This is a genomic window from Streptomyces sp. NPDC007164 (assembly GCF_040634135.1).
Taxonomy (GTDB): Bacteria; Actinomycetota; Actinomycetes; order Streptomycetales; family Streptomycetaceae; genus Streptomyces; species Streptomyces sanglieri.
In genome coordinates, this window is record NZ_JBEYFB010000031.1 from 12,897 (window position 1) to 29,650 (window position 16,754).

At 71.1% G+C, this 16,754-nt stretch carries 12 protein-coding genes; 7 read left to right on the forward strand and 5 right to left on the reverse strand.

The window, feature by feature from the left end:
* Window positions 1-18 precede the first annotated feature (18 nt).
* Window positions 19-2,091 (forward strand): right-handed parallel beta-helix repeat-containing protein, encoded by a 2,073-nt coding sequence (locus tag ABZ622_RS29725; RefSeq protein ID WP_360548341.1) that lies wholly within the window; start codon window positions 19-21, stop codon window positions 2,089-2,091.
* Window positions 2,092-2,220: 129 nt separating this feature from the next.
* Here ABZ622_RS29725 and ABZ622_RS29730 read toward each other — a convergent pair whose 3' ends face one another.
* Window positions 2,221-3,873: an amidohydrolase gene (locus tag ABZ622_RS29730; protein ID WP_360548343.1), complete on the reverse strand. Its 1,653-nt coding sequence runs from the start codon at window positions 3,871-3,873 to the stop codon at window positions 2,221-2,223.
* Between the two features lie 114 nt (window positions 3,874-3,987).
* Entirely contained in the window at window positions 3,988-5,403 is a 1,416-nt protein-coding gene (locus ABZ622_RS29735; RefSeq protein ID WP_360548345.1) for a cytosine permease, read from the reverse strand.
* A 183-nt stretch (window positions 5,404-5,586) separates the two neighbouring features.
* Here ABZ622_RS29735 and ABZ622_RS29740 point away from each other — a divergent pair, with 183 nt between their 5' ends.
* The 6 genes from ABZ622_RS29740 (at window position 5,587) to ABZ622_RS29765 (ending at window position 12,661) form a co-directional block, all read left to right on the forward strand.
* Window positions 5,587-6,192 (forward strand): TetR/AcrR family transcriptional regulator, encoded by a 606-nt coding sequence (locus tag ABZ622_RS29740; protein ID WP_360548347.1) that lies wholly within the window; start codon window positions 5,587-5,589, stop codon window positions 6,190-6,192.
* Window positions 6,193-6,291: 99 nt separating this feature from the next.
* Window positions 6,292-7,743 carry an FAD-dependent oxidoreductase gene (locus ABZ622_RS29745; RefSeq protein ID WP_360548349.1) on the forward strand — a complete coding sequence of 484 codons (1,452 nt, stop codon included), beginning with the start codon at window positions 6,292-6,294 and terminating at the stop codon, window positions 7,741-7,743.
* 218 nt (window positions 7,744-7,961) lie between these two features.
* Entirely contained in the window at window positions 7,962-8,423 is a 462-nt protein-coding gene (locus tag ABZ622_RS29750; RefSeq protein ID WP_360548351.1) for a hypothetical protein, read from the forward strand.
* 48 nt (window positions 8,424-8,471) lie between these two features.
* Window positions 8,472-9,722, forward strand: a complete 1,251-nt coding sequence (locus tag ABZ622_RS29755; RefSeq protein WP_360548353.1) for an MFS transporter — start codon at window positions 8,472-8,474, stop codon at window positions 9,720-9,722.
* Between the two features lie 85 nt (window positions 9,723-9,807).
* Window positions 9,808-11,682 (forward strand): serine/threonine-protein kinase, encoded by a 1,875-nt coding sequence (locus tag ABZ622_RS29760; protein ID WP_360548355.1) that lies wholly within the window; start codon window positions 9,808-9,810, stop codon window positions 11,680-11,682.
* A 124-nt stretch (window positions 11,683-11,806) separates the two neighbouring features.
* Window positions 11,807-12,661, forward strand: coding sequence for an NmrA/HSCARG family protein (locus ABZ622_RS29765; protein ID WP_360548357.1), 855 nt, complete (start codon window positions 11,807-11,809; stop codon window positions 12,659-12,661).
* Window positions 12,662-12,685: 24 nt separating this feature from the next.
* Here the strand turns inward: ABZ622_RS29765 and ABZ622_RS29770 are convergent, their stop codons facing one another.
* The 3 genes from ABZ622_RS29770 to ABZ622_RS29780 form a co-directional block, all read right to left on the reverse strand.
* Window positions 12,686-13,888 carry a cytochrome P450 gene (locus ABZ622_RS29770; RefSeq protein WP_360548359.1) on the reverse strand — a complete coding sequence of 401 codons (1,203 nt, stop codon included), beginning with the start codon at window positions 13,886-13,888 and terminating at the stop codon, window positions 12,686-12,688.
* Window positions 13,889-13,965: 77 nt separating this feature from the next.
* The gene (locus tag ABZ622_RS29775) at window positions 13,966-15,021 is read right to left on the reverse strand and encodes an NADP-dependent oxidoreductase (RefSeq protein WP_360548360.1); all 1,056 of its coding nucleotides are present in this window, start codon (window positions 15,019-15,021) and stop codon (window positions 13,966-13,968) included.
* Window positions 15,018-16,742, reverse strand: a complete 1,725-nt coding sequence (locus tag ABZ622_RS29780) for an NAD(P)/FAD-dependent oxidoreductase (protein WP_360548362.1) — start codon at window positions 16,740-16,742, stop codon at window positions 15,018-15,020. Before ABZ622_RS29780 ends, ABZ622_RS29775 begins: the two co-directional genes overlap by 4 nt.
* Window positions 16,743-16,754 lie beyond the last annotated feature (12 nt).

The following is a 16,754-nucleotide window of genomic DNA, read 5'->3' on the forward strand; positions in this document are numbered from 1 at the left end:
ACCCGGAAGGACCGAGCGTTGCGTATTTTGCGTACCTCACGTATCCCAGGCACCTCATCCACTCCACGGAGACACCTCATAGGGGCGCTCCTGACGGCCCTCGCCCTGCCGCTCTCCGCGGTGGCGGCGGGGCCCGCGCAGGCGGCTGCCCCGGCGAAGCCCCACCCGCACGCGGCGGGCACCACGTACTACGTGGACGCCGAAGCCGGCGACGACGCCCGGTCGGGCAAGAACCAGGCGGCGGCCTGGAAGTCGCTCGCCAAGGCGAGCCGGTTGACGCTGGGCGCCGGTGACCGGCTGCTGTTCAAGGCCGGTCAGCGGTGGAAGGGCCGGCTCGACGTCCAGGGGGCGGGCACCGCCGGCCGTCCCGCGTTCGTCGGCTCGTACGGCAGTGGCGCCAAGCCGCTGATCGAGGGCGCGGGCACGACCGATGTCGCGGTCAGACTCAACAACGTCCACGACTTCACACTCGACGGACTGGAGGTGACCAACTGGAGCGACAGCACCACGCCCCGCTCCGGTGTGAACCTGTTCGCCAAGGACGCGGGCAAGCTGTCCAACATCACCCTGCGCAATCTGAACATCCATGACGTGGACGGGCCGGGCGGCAGCACGGTCAGCTCGGCGGGGCTGCTGGTCTCCATCCGCGGCAACACGACGCCCACGTTCTTCGACAACCTGGTGCTGGAGAAGAACGAGGTCAGCAAGATCCGTTCGTACGGGATCATCACCTGGTCCACCTGGTCCCGGCGCAACGGCATGACGAGCCTGTACCCGGTGGAGACGGGCATCCCCGACAGCGAGGTCGTCACCTGGACGCCGAGCACCGACGTCAAGATCCGTGACAACTACGTCCACGACGTGACGGCCGGCGGCATCACCCCCATGCACACCAGGGGCGCCGTCGTCGAGGGCAACCGCGTCCACAAGGCCGCCACCGGCCGGCTCAACACCAAGGGCGGCAACGTCGGCATCTGGTGGCAGGGCAACGACGATCTGCTCGTGCAGCGCAACGAGGTGTCGGGCTCCGGCTTCAACGGGCCGGGCACCGACGGCCACGGCTTCGACGCGGACGCCGACAACAACCACAGCGTCGTCCAGTACAACTACAGCCACGACAACGACGGCGGGTTCTTCATCACCGTCTCCTTCAAGGGAGCGCCGACCAAGGACACCGTGGTCCGGTACAACCTGAGCAAGGACGACGGCTTCGAGGTCTTCAGCCTCTCCACCGAGACGTCGGGCACCGCGATCTACAACAACACGGTCTACGCGAGCGGCCGGGTCGTGACCGTACACCCGCCGTACACCGGGGCCGGCGACTATCCGCTCGGCAAGATCGTGCACATCTACAACAACGCCGACGGTATCGACATCCGCAACAACATCTTCTACAACCGGACCGCGGCCGGCTACGACACCGCCAACAACACGGTCTACGACTCCAACCTCTACTGGGGCACCGACACCCCCGTAGCCCCGCCCGGCGACATCAACGCCATCAAGGCGGACCCGAAGCTGGTCTCCATCGGCACCGACCCGGCAGGCTACAAGCTCCGGGCCGACTCCCCCGCCAGGGGACGCGGCGCGACGGTGACGCAGGACGTCAAGGACTACTTCGGCAACGCGGTCCCGGCGACCGCTCCCGACCGGGGCTTCCACCAGTTCACCGGGGCCCCGCCGCGGCCGGTCGTCACCACCTCGTACGCCACGCTCGGCAACAGCCACCCCTACCGGATGGCCGACGGCGACACCTCGACCGCGTGGAGCAGTGTGTCCTCCGGGGTCGCCTTCCCGGGCACCGTCGACGTGGACTTCCGGCAGCCCACCAGCGTCGGCACCGTCACCCTGCACACCGCCTTCGCCACCGGCCAGGGCATCAGGCAGCTCGACGTGCAGACCTGGAACGGCTCGGCCTGGGTGACCCGGGTCGCCGGGCAGCAACTGACCTGGTCGGGCAACACGTCGACCGTCGAGCAGCGCACGATCACCCTGCCCCAGCGGGTCACGACCGAGCGGCTGCGTCTGACGGTCCGTGACGCCCACCTCCAGTGGGGCAACTTCGCTCTCTACGAGATCCAGGCCGCCTGACCGGTGGGGCGGTCCGGGCGGCACCTGACCGCCGCGCGGACCGCCCCACCACGCACCGTGAAAGGCAAGAACGCCGGCGGCCTCCCGGTCACGCGGACGCGTGGTACTCCGGGAGGCCGCCGGGTCCGCTCACGCGGTGTGCTCGACCACACCTGCGACCACGACGGTCTCCGCCACGGTGCCGGGAATGTCCTGAGGCGCGGCACGCAGGATGTCGCGGGAGAGGACCACGAAGTCGGCGGCCTTGCCGACGGTCAGCGAACCCCGCTCGTGCTCTAGGAAGTTGGCGTACGCCGATCCCATCGTGTAACCGTGGACCGCGGTCTCCACGCTGATGGTCTCCTGCGGCATCCACGGCTCGCCCCCGCCCAGCGGGCGACGGGTGACCGCGGTGTGGATGCCGACCATCGGGTCCATCTCGGCCACGTTCCAGTCGCTGGAGAGCGCGAGCACGGCCCCTGCGTTGTGCAGGCTGCGCATCGGCCACGCCTTGTGCCAGCGCTCGGCCCCGACGTTCTCCGCCCAGTCCTTGCCGGGTCCGGCGACCTCCGGCGCGCAGTGGCGGGGCTGCATGCACGCGACCACGCCGAGGGCGGCGAACCGCGGGGTGTCGTCGGGGTCCAGGCACTCGACGTGGACGACCTGGTGGCGGGCGTCCCGCTCCCCGTTGACCGTGCGGGCCCGCTCGACGGCGTCCAGCACGGAGCGGATGCCCCGGTCGCCGGTCGCGTGGACGAAGCACTGGAAGCCGCGGGCGTCCAGCTTCGTCAGCAGCTCGGCGAACTCCTCCGGCGGGTAGAAGGTGTCGCCCCGGTGCCGGCCGCAGCCCGCGTAGGGCTCCAGCAGGGCCGCGGTCCGCGGCTCCACCACGTCGTCGATGTAGAGCTTGAGCGGCCCGACCCGGATCCGGTCGTCGTCGTAGCGGTGGGCGGCGGTGGCGAAGTCGTCCAGGTCGGCGTCCGTGGTGCCGCGCGGGTGGAAGAGGGCGGCGACGATCCGGGACTTGAGCCGGCCCTCGGCGCGGGCGCGGTCGAAGAGCTGGAGGTCGTCGAGCGAGTTCTGGGGTTCGACCACCGTGGTGATGCCGAAGCGGATGGCGTCGTCCAGCGACTTGGCCAGCCGCCCGTACTGCCGGTCCGCGGAGGCCCACGGGAGGTCCAGTTGCCGGAGGGCGCGGTGTCCGTCGCGGGAGAGGCCCTTCACCGCGAAGTCCTTGATGAATCCGGTGGGTTCGCCGGTGACCGGGTCGGTGACGGCCGCGCCGAAGGGCAGCTGGGTGTGGTCGCGGTCGATACCGAGAGCGCGCAGGCCCGCGGTGTTGACCCAGGCGGTGTGGACGTCGTAGCTGAGCACGAAGGCCGGCACGTCGCCGGTGGCCGGGTCGAGGTCGGCGGCGGTGGGCATCCGGCCGTCCGGGATGGCCGAGTAGTCGAAGGCTTCCGCCTCGATCCACTCGGCGTCGGGGTTGGCGGTGTGCCAGGTACGAATGCGGGCGTGGACCTCGTCGAGGGTGGTGGCGCCGGAGAGCTGGACGCAGGCGTCGTCCGAGCCGAGCCGGACATGGTTGTGGGCGTCGACGAAGCCCGGGAGCACCAGCTTGCCCTCGGCGTCGATCACTTGGGTGTCGGGCCCCGTCCACCCGCGCGCGTCCTCGTCGGAGCCGAGCCAGGCGATGCGGCCGTCGACCACGGCCATGGCCTGTGCCTCGGGGAACGCCGGGTCGACGGTGTGGATGCGGGCGTTGCGCAGGACGAGGTGGGCGGGGTGTGCGGGGCTGGCCATGTGAGGTGACTCCTTGTGGTGCTGTCGGTGCGGTGGTGCGGGCGGTGCCGTGACCCGGCGGGCCGGGTCAGGGGCGGGTCGGGTCAGAGGCAGGTCGGGTTGGATCAGGTCGAGTCAGGAGAGGGCGGTGTGCGGTGCGACGGTCCGACGGGCGAGCGCCCAGTAGACGAGTCCCGAGACGACGGAGCCGAGCAGGGTCAGGTCGGCGCCGCCCAGCGGTGCGACCAACGGGCCGGTCCACAGCTCGGAATCACAGGTGAGCGCGGCGAAGACCATGCCGACGAGCAGTGCGGTCATACCGGCGGGGTGGTAGCCGGACCGGTACCAGTAGGCGCCGTCCGGACCGGCGTGCAGTGCCGTTGCGTCGTAGCGGCAGCGGCGCATGATCATGTCGGTGAGGAACACACCGCCCCAGGGGGCGAACACGATGATCAGCAGAGAGAGGAAGGACAGCAGTGAGCTGGTGAAGTCGGTGAGGAAGAGCGCGCACAGGGACCCGGCCGCGGTGACCGCCGCGCTGATGATGATGGCCTTGGAGCGGCTCCACGGGACGCCGAGCACCTGGAGGTTCAGGCTCGACGAGTAGAGCGTGACGATCGAGTTGGTGACGGAGCCGCCGAGCACCAGGGCGAGGAAGAGCGGCTGGAACCAGCCCGGCAGCAGCTTCTCCGTGCCCGCCACGGCGTCGGTCATGTCCGTCTGCGTGGCGGCGGCCACCCCGGCCACGCCCAGCGCGACCGAGGAGACGAAGCCGCCGAGGGCGCCGTACCAGGTGAGCGACCGCATGGAGGTCGTCCTCGGCAGGTAGCGCGTGTAGTCGGCGGGCATCGGGACGTACGAGAACGGCCCGGCCAGCATCACGACGAAGGCGAGACTCCACCCGGAGGCGCCGGGGCGGACCGCCGCCCCGCCGGTGTCGGCGCCCGGCAGCAGGAACACCAGGAGCACGGCGAATCCGACGGCCAGGACGTACGCGATCCACCGCTCGGCGAACTGGACGGTGGCGTGGCCCCAGAGGGCGACGACGAAGGTCAGCGCGAGGGTGATCAGCAGGGCGAGGGCCCGCCCGGTGTGGCCGGACACCCATCCCAGATCGGCGAAGAACGCTTCCAGGGCGAGCGTTCCGACGACCGTGTTGAGGATGGTGTAGCCGATGCTGACCACCCAGTTGAGCATGCCTGGGGGCCAGTTGCCGCGTACGCCGAAGGGGGCGCGGGAGATCACCAGAGTGGCGGTGCCGGTACGTACGCCGCTCAGTCCGGCGGCGCTGATGGCGAAGAACGCCAGTCCGCCGAGGACGACGACCCCGGTGGCCTGCCAGAAGGACAGCCCGAAGGCGACGGCCAGGGCGCCGTTGATGACGTAGGTGAAGGTGAGGTTGGAGCCGAACCAGAGCCAGAACAGGTCCTTCGCGCCGCCGTGGCGGTCCTCGTCGGGGACCGGTTCGATGCCGTTGGTCTCGACCTGGAAGACCTGGTCGGTGGCCATCGTCCCGCCGGGCGCCCTCGCGGTCGTCTCCTGCTGCGTCATGCGGCCTGCCCCTCATCCGTGCGTGATCCGGAGCACCGGAACAAGTACTTTGAATGCCGTTCTAAAAGTTAGAACGGCATTCAAGATGTGTTTCCGGCGGCCCGTCAAGAGCTCCGCCGAAATCGGTGGCCCGGAAGGTGTCCCGTAAGGTCGTCCCGGAGTTCACGGAAGAGGAGGGGCGGCGTGGCAGCGACGGCGCGACGGCGGGACGGGCACCTGGCCCGGGAACGCATGCTGGAGGAGGCGATGGCGGCCATCGCCGAGGACGGCCTCGCCGCACTCACCATGTCGGCACTCGCCAGACGCCTCGGCACCAGCGGCGGCCACATCCTGTACTACTTCGGCAGCAAGGACCGGCTGCTCCTGGAAGTGCTGGGCTGGAGCGAGAGCGCGCTCGCCGAGGAGCGCCGGGCGCTGCTGGCCGGCCGGGCCGGCGCCGTACGCAAGCTGAGCCAGTTCGTCGAGCTGTACCTCCCCCGTGGGCCGCGCGATCCGCGCTGGACCCTGTGGATCGAGCTGTGGGCGCGCACCGCGTCGAACGAGCCGCTGCGGCAGGCCCAGGCCGAGATCGACCGCGGCTGGCAGGAGGACCTCGAATCGATCCTCGTCAAGGGCGTGCGGCAGGGCCGCTTCGCCGAAGACCTCGACACCGCGGCCCGCGCTTCCGAACTCCTGGCCCTGCTGGACGGGTTGAGTACGCGGGTGGTTCTCGGTCAGCGCGGAGCGGACCGGACGAGCGCGCTGCGCATGGCGCTGTCGGCCGCCGAACGGCTGGTGGAGCAGGGCTGATTCCGCCCGCGCTCCGCGCCTCCCCCCGGCCATCGGCGGCGAGCGGCCCCCTGGTTCTGGGATACGGTTGCTTCGCAACACGGCGTGGAGGGGACCACATTGACGCGGGTTGCGATTGTCGGTGGCGGGATCGGCGGCCTGGCCGCAGCGTTGTTCCTGGGGCGCCGGGGTCACCCGGTGACCTTGTTCGAGCGGGACGGCCGTCGGCCCGGACCGGATCTCGACCGGGACTTCTTCGACTGGCACCGCCCCGGTGTGCCGCACGCGGTCCAGCCGCACGGGCTCCTCGCACCGGTCCGCACCGTACTGCGCGCGAAGGTTCCGGACGTGTACGACGCGATGCTGCGCATGGGCGCCCGGGAACGCAACGAACTCGACTGGTTCGACGAGCGCGGACCCGCCCGTCCCGGGGACGAGGATCTGGTGACGATCCAGACCCGGCGCATCGTGCTGGAGGCCGCTCTGCACGACGCGGTGGATCGTGAGCCGGGCGTCGACGTGCGGCTCGGGGAACCCGTCGACGGGCTCCTCGTCGACCGGCGCGGCGACATCCCACTGGTCACGGGGGTGCGGTCCGGGCCACGGACGCACGATGCGGATCTGGTGCTGGACGCCGCGGGCCGCCGGTCCCCGGTGCCCCGCTGGCTCGCCGCGGCGGGCTGCCGGGACACCGTCGTGGAGAACCACCGCGTCGGAATCGCGTATTTCTGCCGCTGGTACCGGCTGCGTCCCGACGGACCGCGCGATCCCGGGCGCGTCAAGGCGGGCTCGTCCTCGGCCTTCGCCGTCGGCGGGGTGTTCCCGTCCGACAACGGCATCTTCGCGGCGTCCCTGACGGTGTCCACCTCCGACCCCACCCGAGCGGCGCTGCGCGACCCCGCGGTGTTCGAGAGGGTCGGGCGCACGTTCCCCGCCATCGCCGCCTGGCTGGGGCTTGAGCCCGAGGCGGTCTCCGGGGTGCTCGCGATGGGGGGCCTGCACAATCGCTGGACCGCACTGGCCGACGCCGACGGGCCCGTGGTCACCGGCCTCGTCGGTGTCGGGGACTCGGTCGCGTACACCAACCCCACGATGGGGCAGGGAGTGGCCATGGCACTGGAGGGGGCGCAGTGGGTGGCCCGGCACGCGGCGGCCGCCGCGGAGCCGGCCGCGTTCTCCGGTGAATACCACCGATGGCTGGCACGGACCCTGCGTCTGCGGTTCGACGCCCAGGTCGCCGCGGACCGGGCCAATGCCGCTCAACTCGGTGATCCTGCACGGATATCGGCGGAGTCCCCCACCGCCCCCGCCCGCGAGCGGGCCGCCCTGGCCGCCTGCGCGTTCGACGACCCGCTGGTCATGCGCGCACGCGCGAAGGTCCGCCACCTCCTGCTCACCGCCGATCAGGCGTACGGCACCGAGGAGGTACGCACGCGGCTGGCGCACTGGCTGGACCAACACCCGGATTTCACACCCCGGTTCGAGGGCCCCAGCCGTGCGCAGTGGGAGTCGGCCGCGGGGTGCTCGGAGCCCCTGTCCGCCACTCCGCACACCACCCCTCCCGGTCGGTGACGAGCTCCGGAAGCACACCGGCTTCAGAAGCACACCGAGAACCCAGAAGCAGGCCGAGCACCTTTCGTACCATTTTTGCACTGTTGTAGCCCGTACGGGTGGTGCATCACTGGGTGTGGCCATATTGTCGTTTCAGGACGACGGCTGGAAGAAGGGCGCCACGACCGACGACCGCACCGATCGGCGCGGGCCCGACATGAGGCGGCCGAGGAGCCGATATGCACACACGCAATTTCAGGACAGCGATCATGCTGTGCGCCGCCACGGCACTCGCGGCGGCGATCCCCGTACCGGCATCCGCTTCCGCGTCAGCGCCCGCAACCGCGGAGTCCCGCTCACCGGCCCGCGTGGTGGCCGTCGACTGTTTCTCCAACCCACAGGTGCGCCCAGGCGACTTCCTGCTCGCCTGCGGGGACGGCAACAACCGCCTCATCGACATCCACTGGTCCCACTGGGGGTCGACAGCCGCCGTGGGCAGGGCCCTTGACGCGGTGAACGACTGCGATCCCTACTGCGCGGCAGGCAAGTTCCACACCTACCCCGTCATCGTCCGGCTGGACCGCCCGGAGACCTGGAAGGCCGATCCCGGTCTGCGGCAGTTCACCCGGATGCAGCTCGTCTACACCGACGGCAGGCCGGCATACACCGAGCGGGTCGCGACGCACGAGCTCTGGGACTGACCCTCCCGGACGCGGCCGCGCCGGAGCACCGGCCACGAGGTGATGTGCGTGAGTGCTCGCGAATGCACACGGGACGCCGCCGGCAGATGGCGGCCTGGCTACGTGGCCGCCGCCCTGGTATTCGCCATCGGGATGGCCGGGACCACTCTCCCCACCCCGCTGTACGGCCTCTACCAGGAGCAGCTCGGGTTCTCCGAGCTGATGGTGACGGTCGTCTTCGCCGTCTATGCCGTCGCCGTCATCACGGTCCTGCTGGTGGCGGGGAACTACTCCGACGAGACCGGCCGAAGACCCGTGCTCCTGTGCGCCCTCGGGCTGTCGGCGGCGAGTGCCGGGTGTTTCCTGCTGGAAGGCGGTCTGCCGCTGCTCTTCGCGGGGCGGCTGCTGTCCGGCTGCGCCGCCGGTCTGCTGAGCGGCGCGGCGACGGCGGCCGTGATCGAGCTGGCGGCGCCCGGGCAGAAGGCGCGTGCCGGGTTCGCCGCCACCGCGGCGAACATGGGCGGTCTGGGCTGCGGCCCACTGCTCTCCGGGATCCTCGCGCAGTACACACCCTGGCCGCTGACCCTGCCGTTCTGGGTCCATCTGGGTCTGGTGGCCCTGGCCTGCGGGATCACCTGGTTCCTGCCGGAGACCGTCGCCGAGCCGAAGCGCCGGCCGCGCCTGAGGCCGCAGGGGCTGTCCGTGCCCGCCGAGGTGAAGGGGGTCTTCCTGCCCGCCTCGCTGGCGGCCTTCGCCGGTTTCGCGCTTCTCGGCCTGTTCACCGCGGTCGCACCGAGCTTCGCCTCGCACACGCTGGGTGTGCACAATTCTGCGGTCTCGGGCGCCGTGGTCTTCTCCGTGTTCCTCGCCTCGACCGCCGGGCAGTCCCTGTCCCGGCGGATCGGCGCCCGCCTCGCGCTCCCGGTCGGCTGCGGCATCCTCGTCGTCGGCCTGCTGCTGGTGGCCTCGTCACTGATCGCCGAGTCCCTGCCGCTGCTCGTCCTCGGCGCACTGTGCGGCGGCACCGGACAGGGGCTGGCCTTCCGTGCCGCGCTCACCCTGATCAGTGGGGCGGCCCCGGCACAGCATCGCGGCGGCACCATCTCGGCCTTCTTCGTCGTCGCCTACGGCGGGATCTCCGTGCCGGTGGTCGGCGTCGGCGCCCTGGCGACCTGGCTCGGGCTGCGCCAGGCGGGCCTGATCTTCGCGGGCTGCGTGATATTGCTGGCGGCGGGCGCGGGCACCTACGCGGCCCGCAGACTGCCCCGTGAGCCGGATCTGCAACCGGGCCCACCGTCCACGACGTCCTCCCGGTCCTGAGTACCTGGCCGGAACGGGCGCCGATGGCCCGGACTTGTATAAGGTGCCGTTTCGATATCGACGTTCTGCGTGGGAGACGTTAGTGATGAGTGGTCAGCAGCCGGACCCGGGAAGGGCCTCCCAGGTCTTCCAACCGCTTGAGGGAGACGACCCGACCACCATCGCCGGATACCGGCTCGCCGCCAAGCTCGGCGCGGGCGGTATGGGCAAGGTGTACCTGTCGTACACACCCGGCGGGCGGCCGGTGGCCATCAAGGTGATCCGGCCCGAGTTCGGCGAGGACGCCGAATTCCGCCGCCGGTTCGCCCAGGAGGTCAAGTCGGCGCAGCGCGTGCAGGGCCTGTTCACCGCGCCGGTGATCGACGCCGCCACCGACGCCGCCCACCCGTGGCTGGCCACCGCGTACGTGCCGGGTCCCTCGCTCGCCGACGCGGTCGTCGCGCACGGGGCGCTGCCGGTCGAGACAGTGGTGCTGCTGATCGCGGGCATGGCCGAGGCACTGCACGTCATCCACGGCGCCGGCATCGTCCACCGTGACCTCAAGCCGTCCAACGTGCTGCTCGCCGCCGACGGCCCGCGCGTCATCGACTTCGGCATCGCCCACGCGGCCGACGCGACCTCGCTCACCGGCAGCGGTGTCACCATCGGCACACCCTCCTTCATGGCGCCGGAACAGGCGGCCGGGCACAAGGTGACCCCGGCCACCGACGTCTTCGCGCTGGGCCAGGTGGCGGCGTACGCGGCGACCGGGTCACCGGCGTTCGGCGAGGGGACCTCGCACGGCGTCCTGTACCGGATCGTCCACGAGGAGCCCGACCTCAGTGGCGTCCCGGAACGGCTGATGGAGCTGGTCAGCCGGTGCCTCGCCAAGGACCCGGCCGCCAGGCCCTCGATCGCCGAGGTCATCGCGCTCTGCCAGTCCGCGAACGCGGAGACGGTGCTGCGCCGCCCCGAGGACTGGCTGCCCGCCCCGGTCTCCGCCGACATCACGGTACGCACGGCGGCCCCGGCCCCGGTCCAGACCCCGCCGCCCCCGGCAGCCGCCCCACCCGCGGCCTACGCTCCCACCGCGCCCGCGGGCTACTCGCCCACCGCTCCGGTGGCCCCGGCCACCCCGCCGCCGGGCTTCGGTCCGCCCGTGGCGCACCAGCCCACCCAGACGGCGCAGCCGTCGCCCGTCTCGCCGCAGCCCCCGTACCAGGTGCCCCATCCGTCCCAGGGACACGGGCCGGCCCAGACGCACCCCCAGGCGCACGCCCACGCGTATGCCCCGACCCAGATGCCGACGCAGTCGCAGCCGTACCCAGGCGGCCCCGCGCCCCAGGCGCCCCAGCGCCCGGAGGGTTCCGGAAAGCGGCGTGCGGTCATCGCCATCGCCGCCGCGCTGGTCCTCGGTGTCGTGGCCGGCGGCACGCTGTACTTCCTGCTCAAGAACAACGGTCAGAAGGAGGAGGCGAGCGGCTCCACGGGCGGCAGGCAGACGAGCGACACGACCGGGAACCACAACGATGGCAAGGAGGCCGGCTCCAAGCCGAGCACCAAGCCCCAGGCGGAGCCCGTCGACTACAAGGGCATCAACCTGACCGCCGGCTACCACCTGACGCTCGGGGACGACGATGTCCGGCCCCAGCAGGGCGAGGACGGTGGGTACGAACTCTCCTACGACACCGGCGGATATCTCGACGCGGAAACCACGGGCGGCAGCCTGGTGCTGCTCGATCCCGGGCAGGAGGGATCCCTGGAGGCCTGCCGCGCGGACACCCGGTTCACCGAGACCATCTACCTCAACACGGTCTCCAAGGGCAGGCAGATCTGTGTCACGACGGGTACGGGCCACATGGGCCTCGTGACGATCCAGGGGCTCTCGGGCGAGGAGTCGCCCAGCAAGTACCTGACGCTGGACCTCACCGTATGGCGCAACGCCGCCGGCTCCGGCTCAAGTTCCAGCTCCGGCAACTGAGCCCTCCGTCGTCCGGCTCATCGCCTCCGTGCCGCCGGGTTCCTCCCGGTGGCACGGCCGGCCGCCCCGGGGCGAGCATGGACCCATGTCGCTCGATCAGGGAGACCCCACGCAGGGAGGACTCATGCCGACAGCGGTGCTCGGCGCGACCGGTGGTCAGGGTGGCGCGGTGGTCGCCGCCCTGCTGGAGGCGGGCCGTGCCGTACGGGCCGTGGTGCGTGATCCCGGCAGCGGGCGGGCCCGGGCGCTGGCGGCGGCCGGAGCCGAGGTCGTGCCGGGCGATCTGTTCGACGCGGCCTCGCTCGCCGATGCCTTCCGGGGCGCGGAGGCCGCTTTCGCCGTCACCACACCGTTCCAGGACGGACTGGAAGCCGAGGTGGCCCAGGGGGCGGCCATCGTCCGGGCGGCCGCCGATGTCGCGCTCCCCCACCTGGTGCTGGCCTCGGTCGCCAGTGCGGACCGGGACACCGGTGTCCCGCACTTCGAGACCAAGGCCAGGACCGAGGAGTTGCTGGCCCGCTCGGGACTGCCGGCGACGGTGGTGGCACCGACGTACTTCTACGACAATGCCCTGGGCTCCCGGGAGGAGGTGGCCGCCGGCCTCCTCACCATGCCGATGCCCGGCGACGCTCCCCTCCAGCAGGTGGCACGGCGGGACCTGGGGCGGGTCGTGGCCGCGGTCGTCGCCGATCCGGACCGCTGGACCGGCAGACGCGTCGAGGTGGCGGGCGACGATCCCACACCGGTCCGGATGGCCGAGGAGATCGGGCGGGCCGCGGGTGGCACGGTCGCGTTCCGCCAGTCCTCGCTGGAGAACCTGCGCACCGCCGACCCCGACATGTTCGCCATGTACAGCTTTTTTGTGAACGGCGGCTACCAGGTGGACATGGCGGCGCTGCGGACACAGTTCCCCGCCGTCCCCTGGACCTCCTACGCCACGTGGGCGCAGGCCCAGGACTGGCCGCGGCCCCGCGGCTGACCCCCGTACCGCGGGTGGGCACCGCTACCAGGTGACATCGATCCGCCGCGGGCTGCGGGAGGTGGTGCCCAGATGCCATTCGACTTCTTCGGCGGGCCGGGCCAGGCGCAGGCCGGGAAGGCGTGCGGCGAGCCGGTGCAGGGCCAGTTGGAGTTCCAGCCTCGCCAGCCAGGCGCCCAGGCAGTAATGTGCGCCCGCCCCGAACGCCAGGGTGGGTGCCGCCAAGGGTGCGAAGAGGTCGTCCAGCGGCCGGGGCGGAAACATCTCGGGGTCGCGGTTGGCCGCGCCGCAGTCGGCGAGAACCACCGAGCCCGCCGGGATCGTCACGCCGCCGACCTCCGTGTCGGTGACGGCGAAACGTGCGGTCCCCCGGTCGTCGCCGAGCGGAATCAGGTGCAGGAGACGATCCGCCAGTGCGCCGGCGGCCGCTTCGTCCGCCCCGAGACGGGGCCAGACCTCCGGGCGCTCGCCGAGCAGATAGAGCAGCGAATTGCTGAGCATCGTCATCGTGCTGTCATGGCCGCCCACGACCAACCCGCATACGAAGTCGACGAGCTGCTCCTCGGGGATGCCGCCCTCCTCGTCGGCCGTCCGGACCAGCACGCTGGGCAGATCGTCGCCCGGCGCCCTGCGCCGCCCGGCCAGCAGCTCGGCTCCGAAAGCGGCGAACTCCTTCAGCGCGGACGCCATTTCCTCTTCGGGGTGGGAGCCGTCGGAGAAGGCGTACTGGCTCCAGTGACGCAGCCGCTCCTGGGCTTCGGTGTCCAGGCCCATCAGTCTGCTGATCACGGCCACCGGGAGCGGGAGGGTGAAACCGGCCACCAGGTCCGCCGGGCGTGCGCAGTCCGCGAGTTCGTCCAGGCACTGTTCGACGATTTTGGCGATCCAGGGCCGCCAGCGGGCGACGGTCCGGGGCGTGAACGCGCGCCGCATGGTGCGGCGCAGCCGCAGATGGTCCTCGCCGTCCTGGTTGAAGATCAGGTCGAGGCTGCTCACCAGGCCGGATTCGCCCGACAGGGACGGGGAGTCCGGCGCGTGGAGCCCGGCGCGTCCGAACCGGCTGTCGGTCAGGACCATGCGCACATCGGCGTAACGGCTCACCAGCCAGGCCGTGGTCCCGTCGGGTAAAGCGACGGGCCTGGGCGGGCCGGGTGGCTCGAAGTCCAGCCGGTGCAGCGGGGGCAGGGGCGGCCCGGGGCGGACGTGGGCGTCGGCGGGGCAGGACACGGGGCCTCCAGGCTTGCGCGGGTGCGGCGAACCGCTGTGCTCGGGCGGGTTGTTACGGGTGTTGCGCGGGGCCGGGCTCAGAGTTCGACCAGTACCTTGCCCCGGTTGGTCCCGGGATCCCGGTAGAGGCTCCGGTAGGCGTCCGGGATGTTCTCGAAGCCCTGATGGAGGGTGTGTCCGCAGCGCACCTCGCCCCGTCGGACCAGGCCGCCGAGCTCGTCGTGGAGCGCGCGCCAGTTCTGTTCGGTGAACCATTCCAGCGAGAAGATGCCCCGGATGTGGGCGCGCGGGAACATGATGTAGGGCAGCAGTCGCGGTCCCGTGAAGTCGCGGCCCACCTGGGTGGCCCACTGCCAGCACACCGCTACCTGGCTTTCGATGTTGAGCATGGAGAACACGGCGTCGGTGACGGTGCCGCCCAGATTGTCGAAGTACTTGTCGACGCCGTCCGGCGCGGCCCACAGCAGCGCGTCCCGCACGGCCTCGCTGCTGTCGCCGTGGCGGTAGACGACGACCGCGTCGAATCCCAGCTCGTCGAGGTAGTCCGCCTTCTCCGGCGTCGATGTGGTGCCCACCACCCGGGCGCCCGCGCGCTTGGCCAACTGGCCGACCAGTGAGCCGACGGAGCCGGAGGCGCCGCTGATCACGACGGTGTCCCCCGGGCGGATCGACATGAACTTGGTCAGGGTTCCCCAGGCGGTCATGCCGGGGCCGCCCATGACGCCGAGTGCGGTGGGCAGTGGCAGCGCCTCGTCGTACCAGTCGGGGTCCAGACGGCGGAAGGCCGGGAAGACCATCGGGAACGTGCCGGTCTGCCAGGGGGTGGCAGCGCCGTTGCTGACGAGATGGGTGCGCCAGCCGCCGAACCCCTGCACCAGGTCACCGGGGCGATGGGCGGCGAGCGGCCCGGCCTCCAGCACTTCCATGATCGAGTCGGCGCCCATGTGCCCACCGAGCGGGGTGTCCAGCGCGATGCCCTGGAGGTAGGGGTCCACCGATACGTAGCGCGTCCTCAGCAGCATCTCGTCCGGGGCGAGTTCGGTGTCGATCTCCTCCTCGACCTGTCCGTAGACCCGCTCGACATCGGGGACGCCCTCGATGTGCTCGCGTACCACCCATTTCGTGGCTCTCATCGCGCTGCCTCACTCTCGACGGGGGCCGGGCGGCCCTTCGGAACGGGCCGCGGCACCGGCCGGGGCCCTACCTCGATGACCCGATGGGTCGGTGACGGGCCGCTCTCGTCGATGGACGCGGTGAACGCGCGGCCGTCGTCGCGGCAGATGAACTGCATGACGTGCCGGCCGGCCGCCGCCGCGCGGATCAGGCCGCCGGTGGTCGCCCACACGCCGGACTGGTAGAAGTTCCGCAGCCCCGGCAGGCCCGGGCCGTGCCGCTTGATGAGCTTCTCCAGCGTCTCTCCGCTCTCCACGAACGGCTGCCAGCCCAGGACCGTCCCGTCGTAGTTGCCCGTGTAGCGGACCTGGGTGAGCGGGCTGGACGCATCCCGGACGGCGATCGCGTCGGCGATGCCGGGGTGCTGCCGCTCCAGGAACGCGACGAGCGTCTCGCGGGCCCGGCGCTTGGCCGCGTAGTACCCGCGGCCGTGGCGTACCGGAAGCGTGTGCAGTTCCTGCCCGCCCCGGCTGCGGGTGGCCTGTTCCGGGCCTTCGTCCAGGGCTCGCCAAGGGGCGATGTCGCAGAAATAGGTGACGTACGCGACGCTCGTCCCGGGTGGGGAGAGTTCGGGGTAGTGCCGGCTGCGGAACTGGACGTTGACGCTGGGGTGGCGGATGCCGGTGAGTCCGGCCGCTTCCGTCTCGTCGAGCAGATAGGTGGTGCAGGGGTCGGCGTCGGGGAAGTCCCGGCGCAGGCCCAGGAAGAGCGTGAAGTAGCCGGGGAACACCATGCCGGGTTCCCGGATGGTGCGGGTGTACAGGCGCCGGTACGCCTCGTTGAGGTAGCGGCCCTTCAGCAGCTCCATCATGGTGGTGCGTCCGTCGCAGGCCGAGACGACGATGTCGGCGCGCAGTTCACGTCCGTCGCTGAGCCGCACCCCGACCGCGCGGTCGTCCTCGACGAGTACTTCCTCGACCTTGGCGTTGTAGGTCACTTCGCCGCCGAGCCTGCGGTATCGCCGCTCGATCGACTCGGCCAGCCCGAGCGAGCCCCCTTCGGGGACGCCCGCGGAGAGGTTGGCGTGCGAGGCGAGCTGGAAGTGGAACGGCAGTACGGGGAAGGCCGGATGCTTCTCGTAGAGGATAAAGTTGAACGCCTCGCGCAGCAGCGGGTCCTTGAACCTCGCCGAGTAGTCGGTCATCAGTACGCCGATGGACTTGCGCACGACGTTGAAGTACGGGACGAAGGAGGCCAGCATGCGCCAGCGTTCCATCGCCGGCATCAGTCCGACCGGTCGGAGAAAGGGATAGACGGCGAGGGCCTTGCGGAAGGCGCGCAGTTGCTTGCAGAAGTCCCTGATCAGGGGCGCGTCGGCGGGCGAGAGCTCCGTCAGGTGGGCCTGGAGCCGGTCGGGGTCGGAGTAGAAGTACACCGCCCGGCCGCACCGGCCTCGTACGACGTTGAACACGTCGAAGTGCCGGATCTCCTTGCCCTGCAGCGCACCGAGCTCCAGCCAGATCTGGTGCATCTCGTTGCCGGGGCCGCTGCCCAGGAGCCAGCTGACGCAGGGGTCCAGCCTGAAGTCGCCCCGGTCCCAGGCAGTGCAGCAGCCGCCGGGCAGTTCATGCATCTCCAGGACCTGGGACCGGTAGCCGTTCATCTGGGCATAGCACCCGGTGGACAGACCGCCCAGCCCTGCGCCGATGATGATCATCGACTCTCGTTCGGAACGCGGCATGAACCTGTTCTC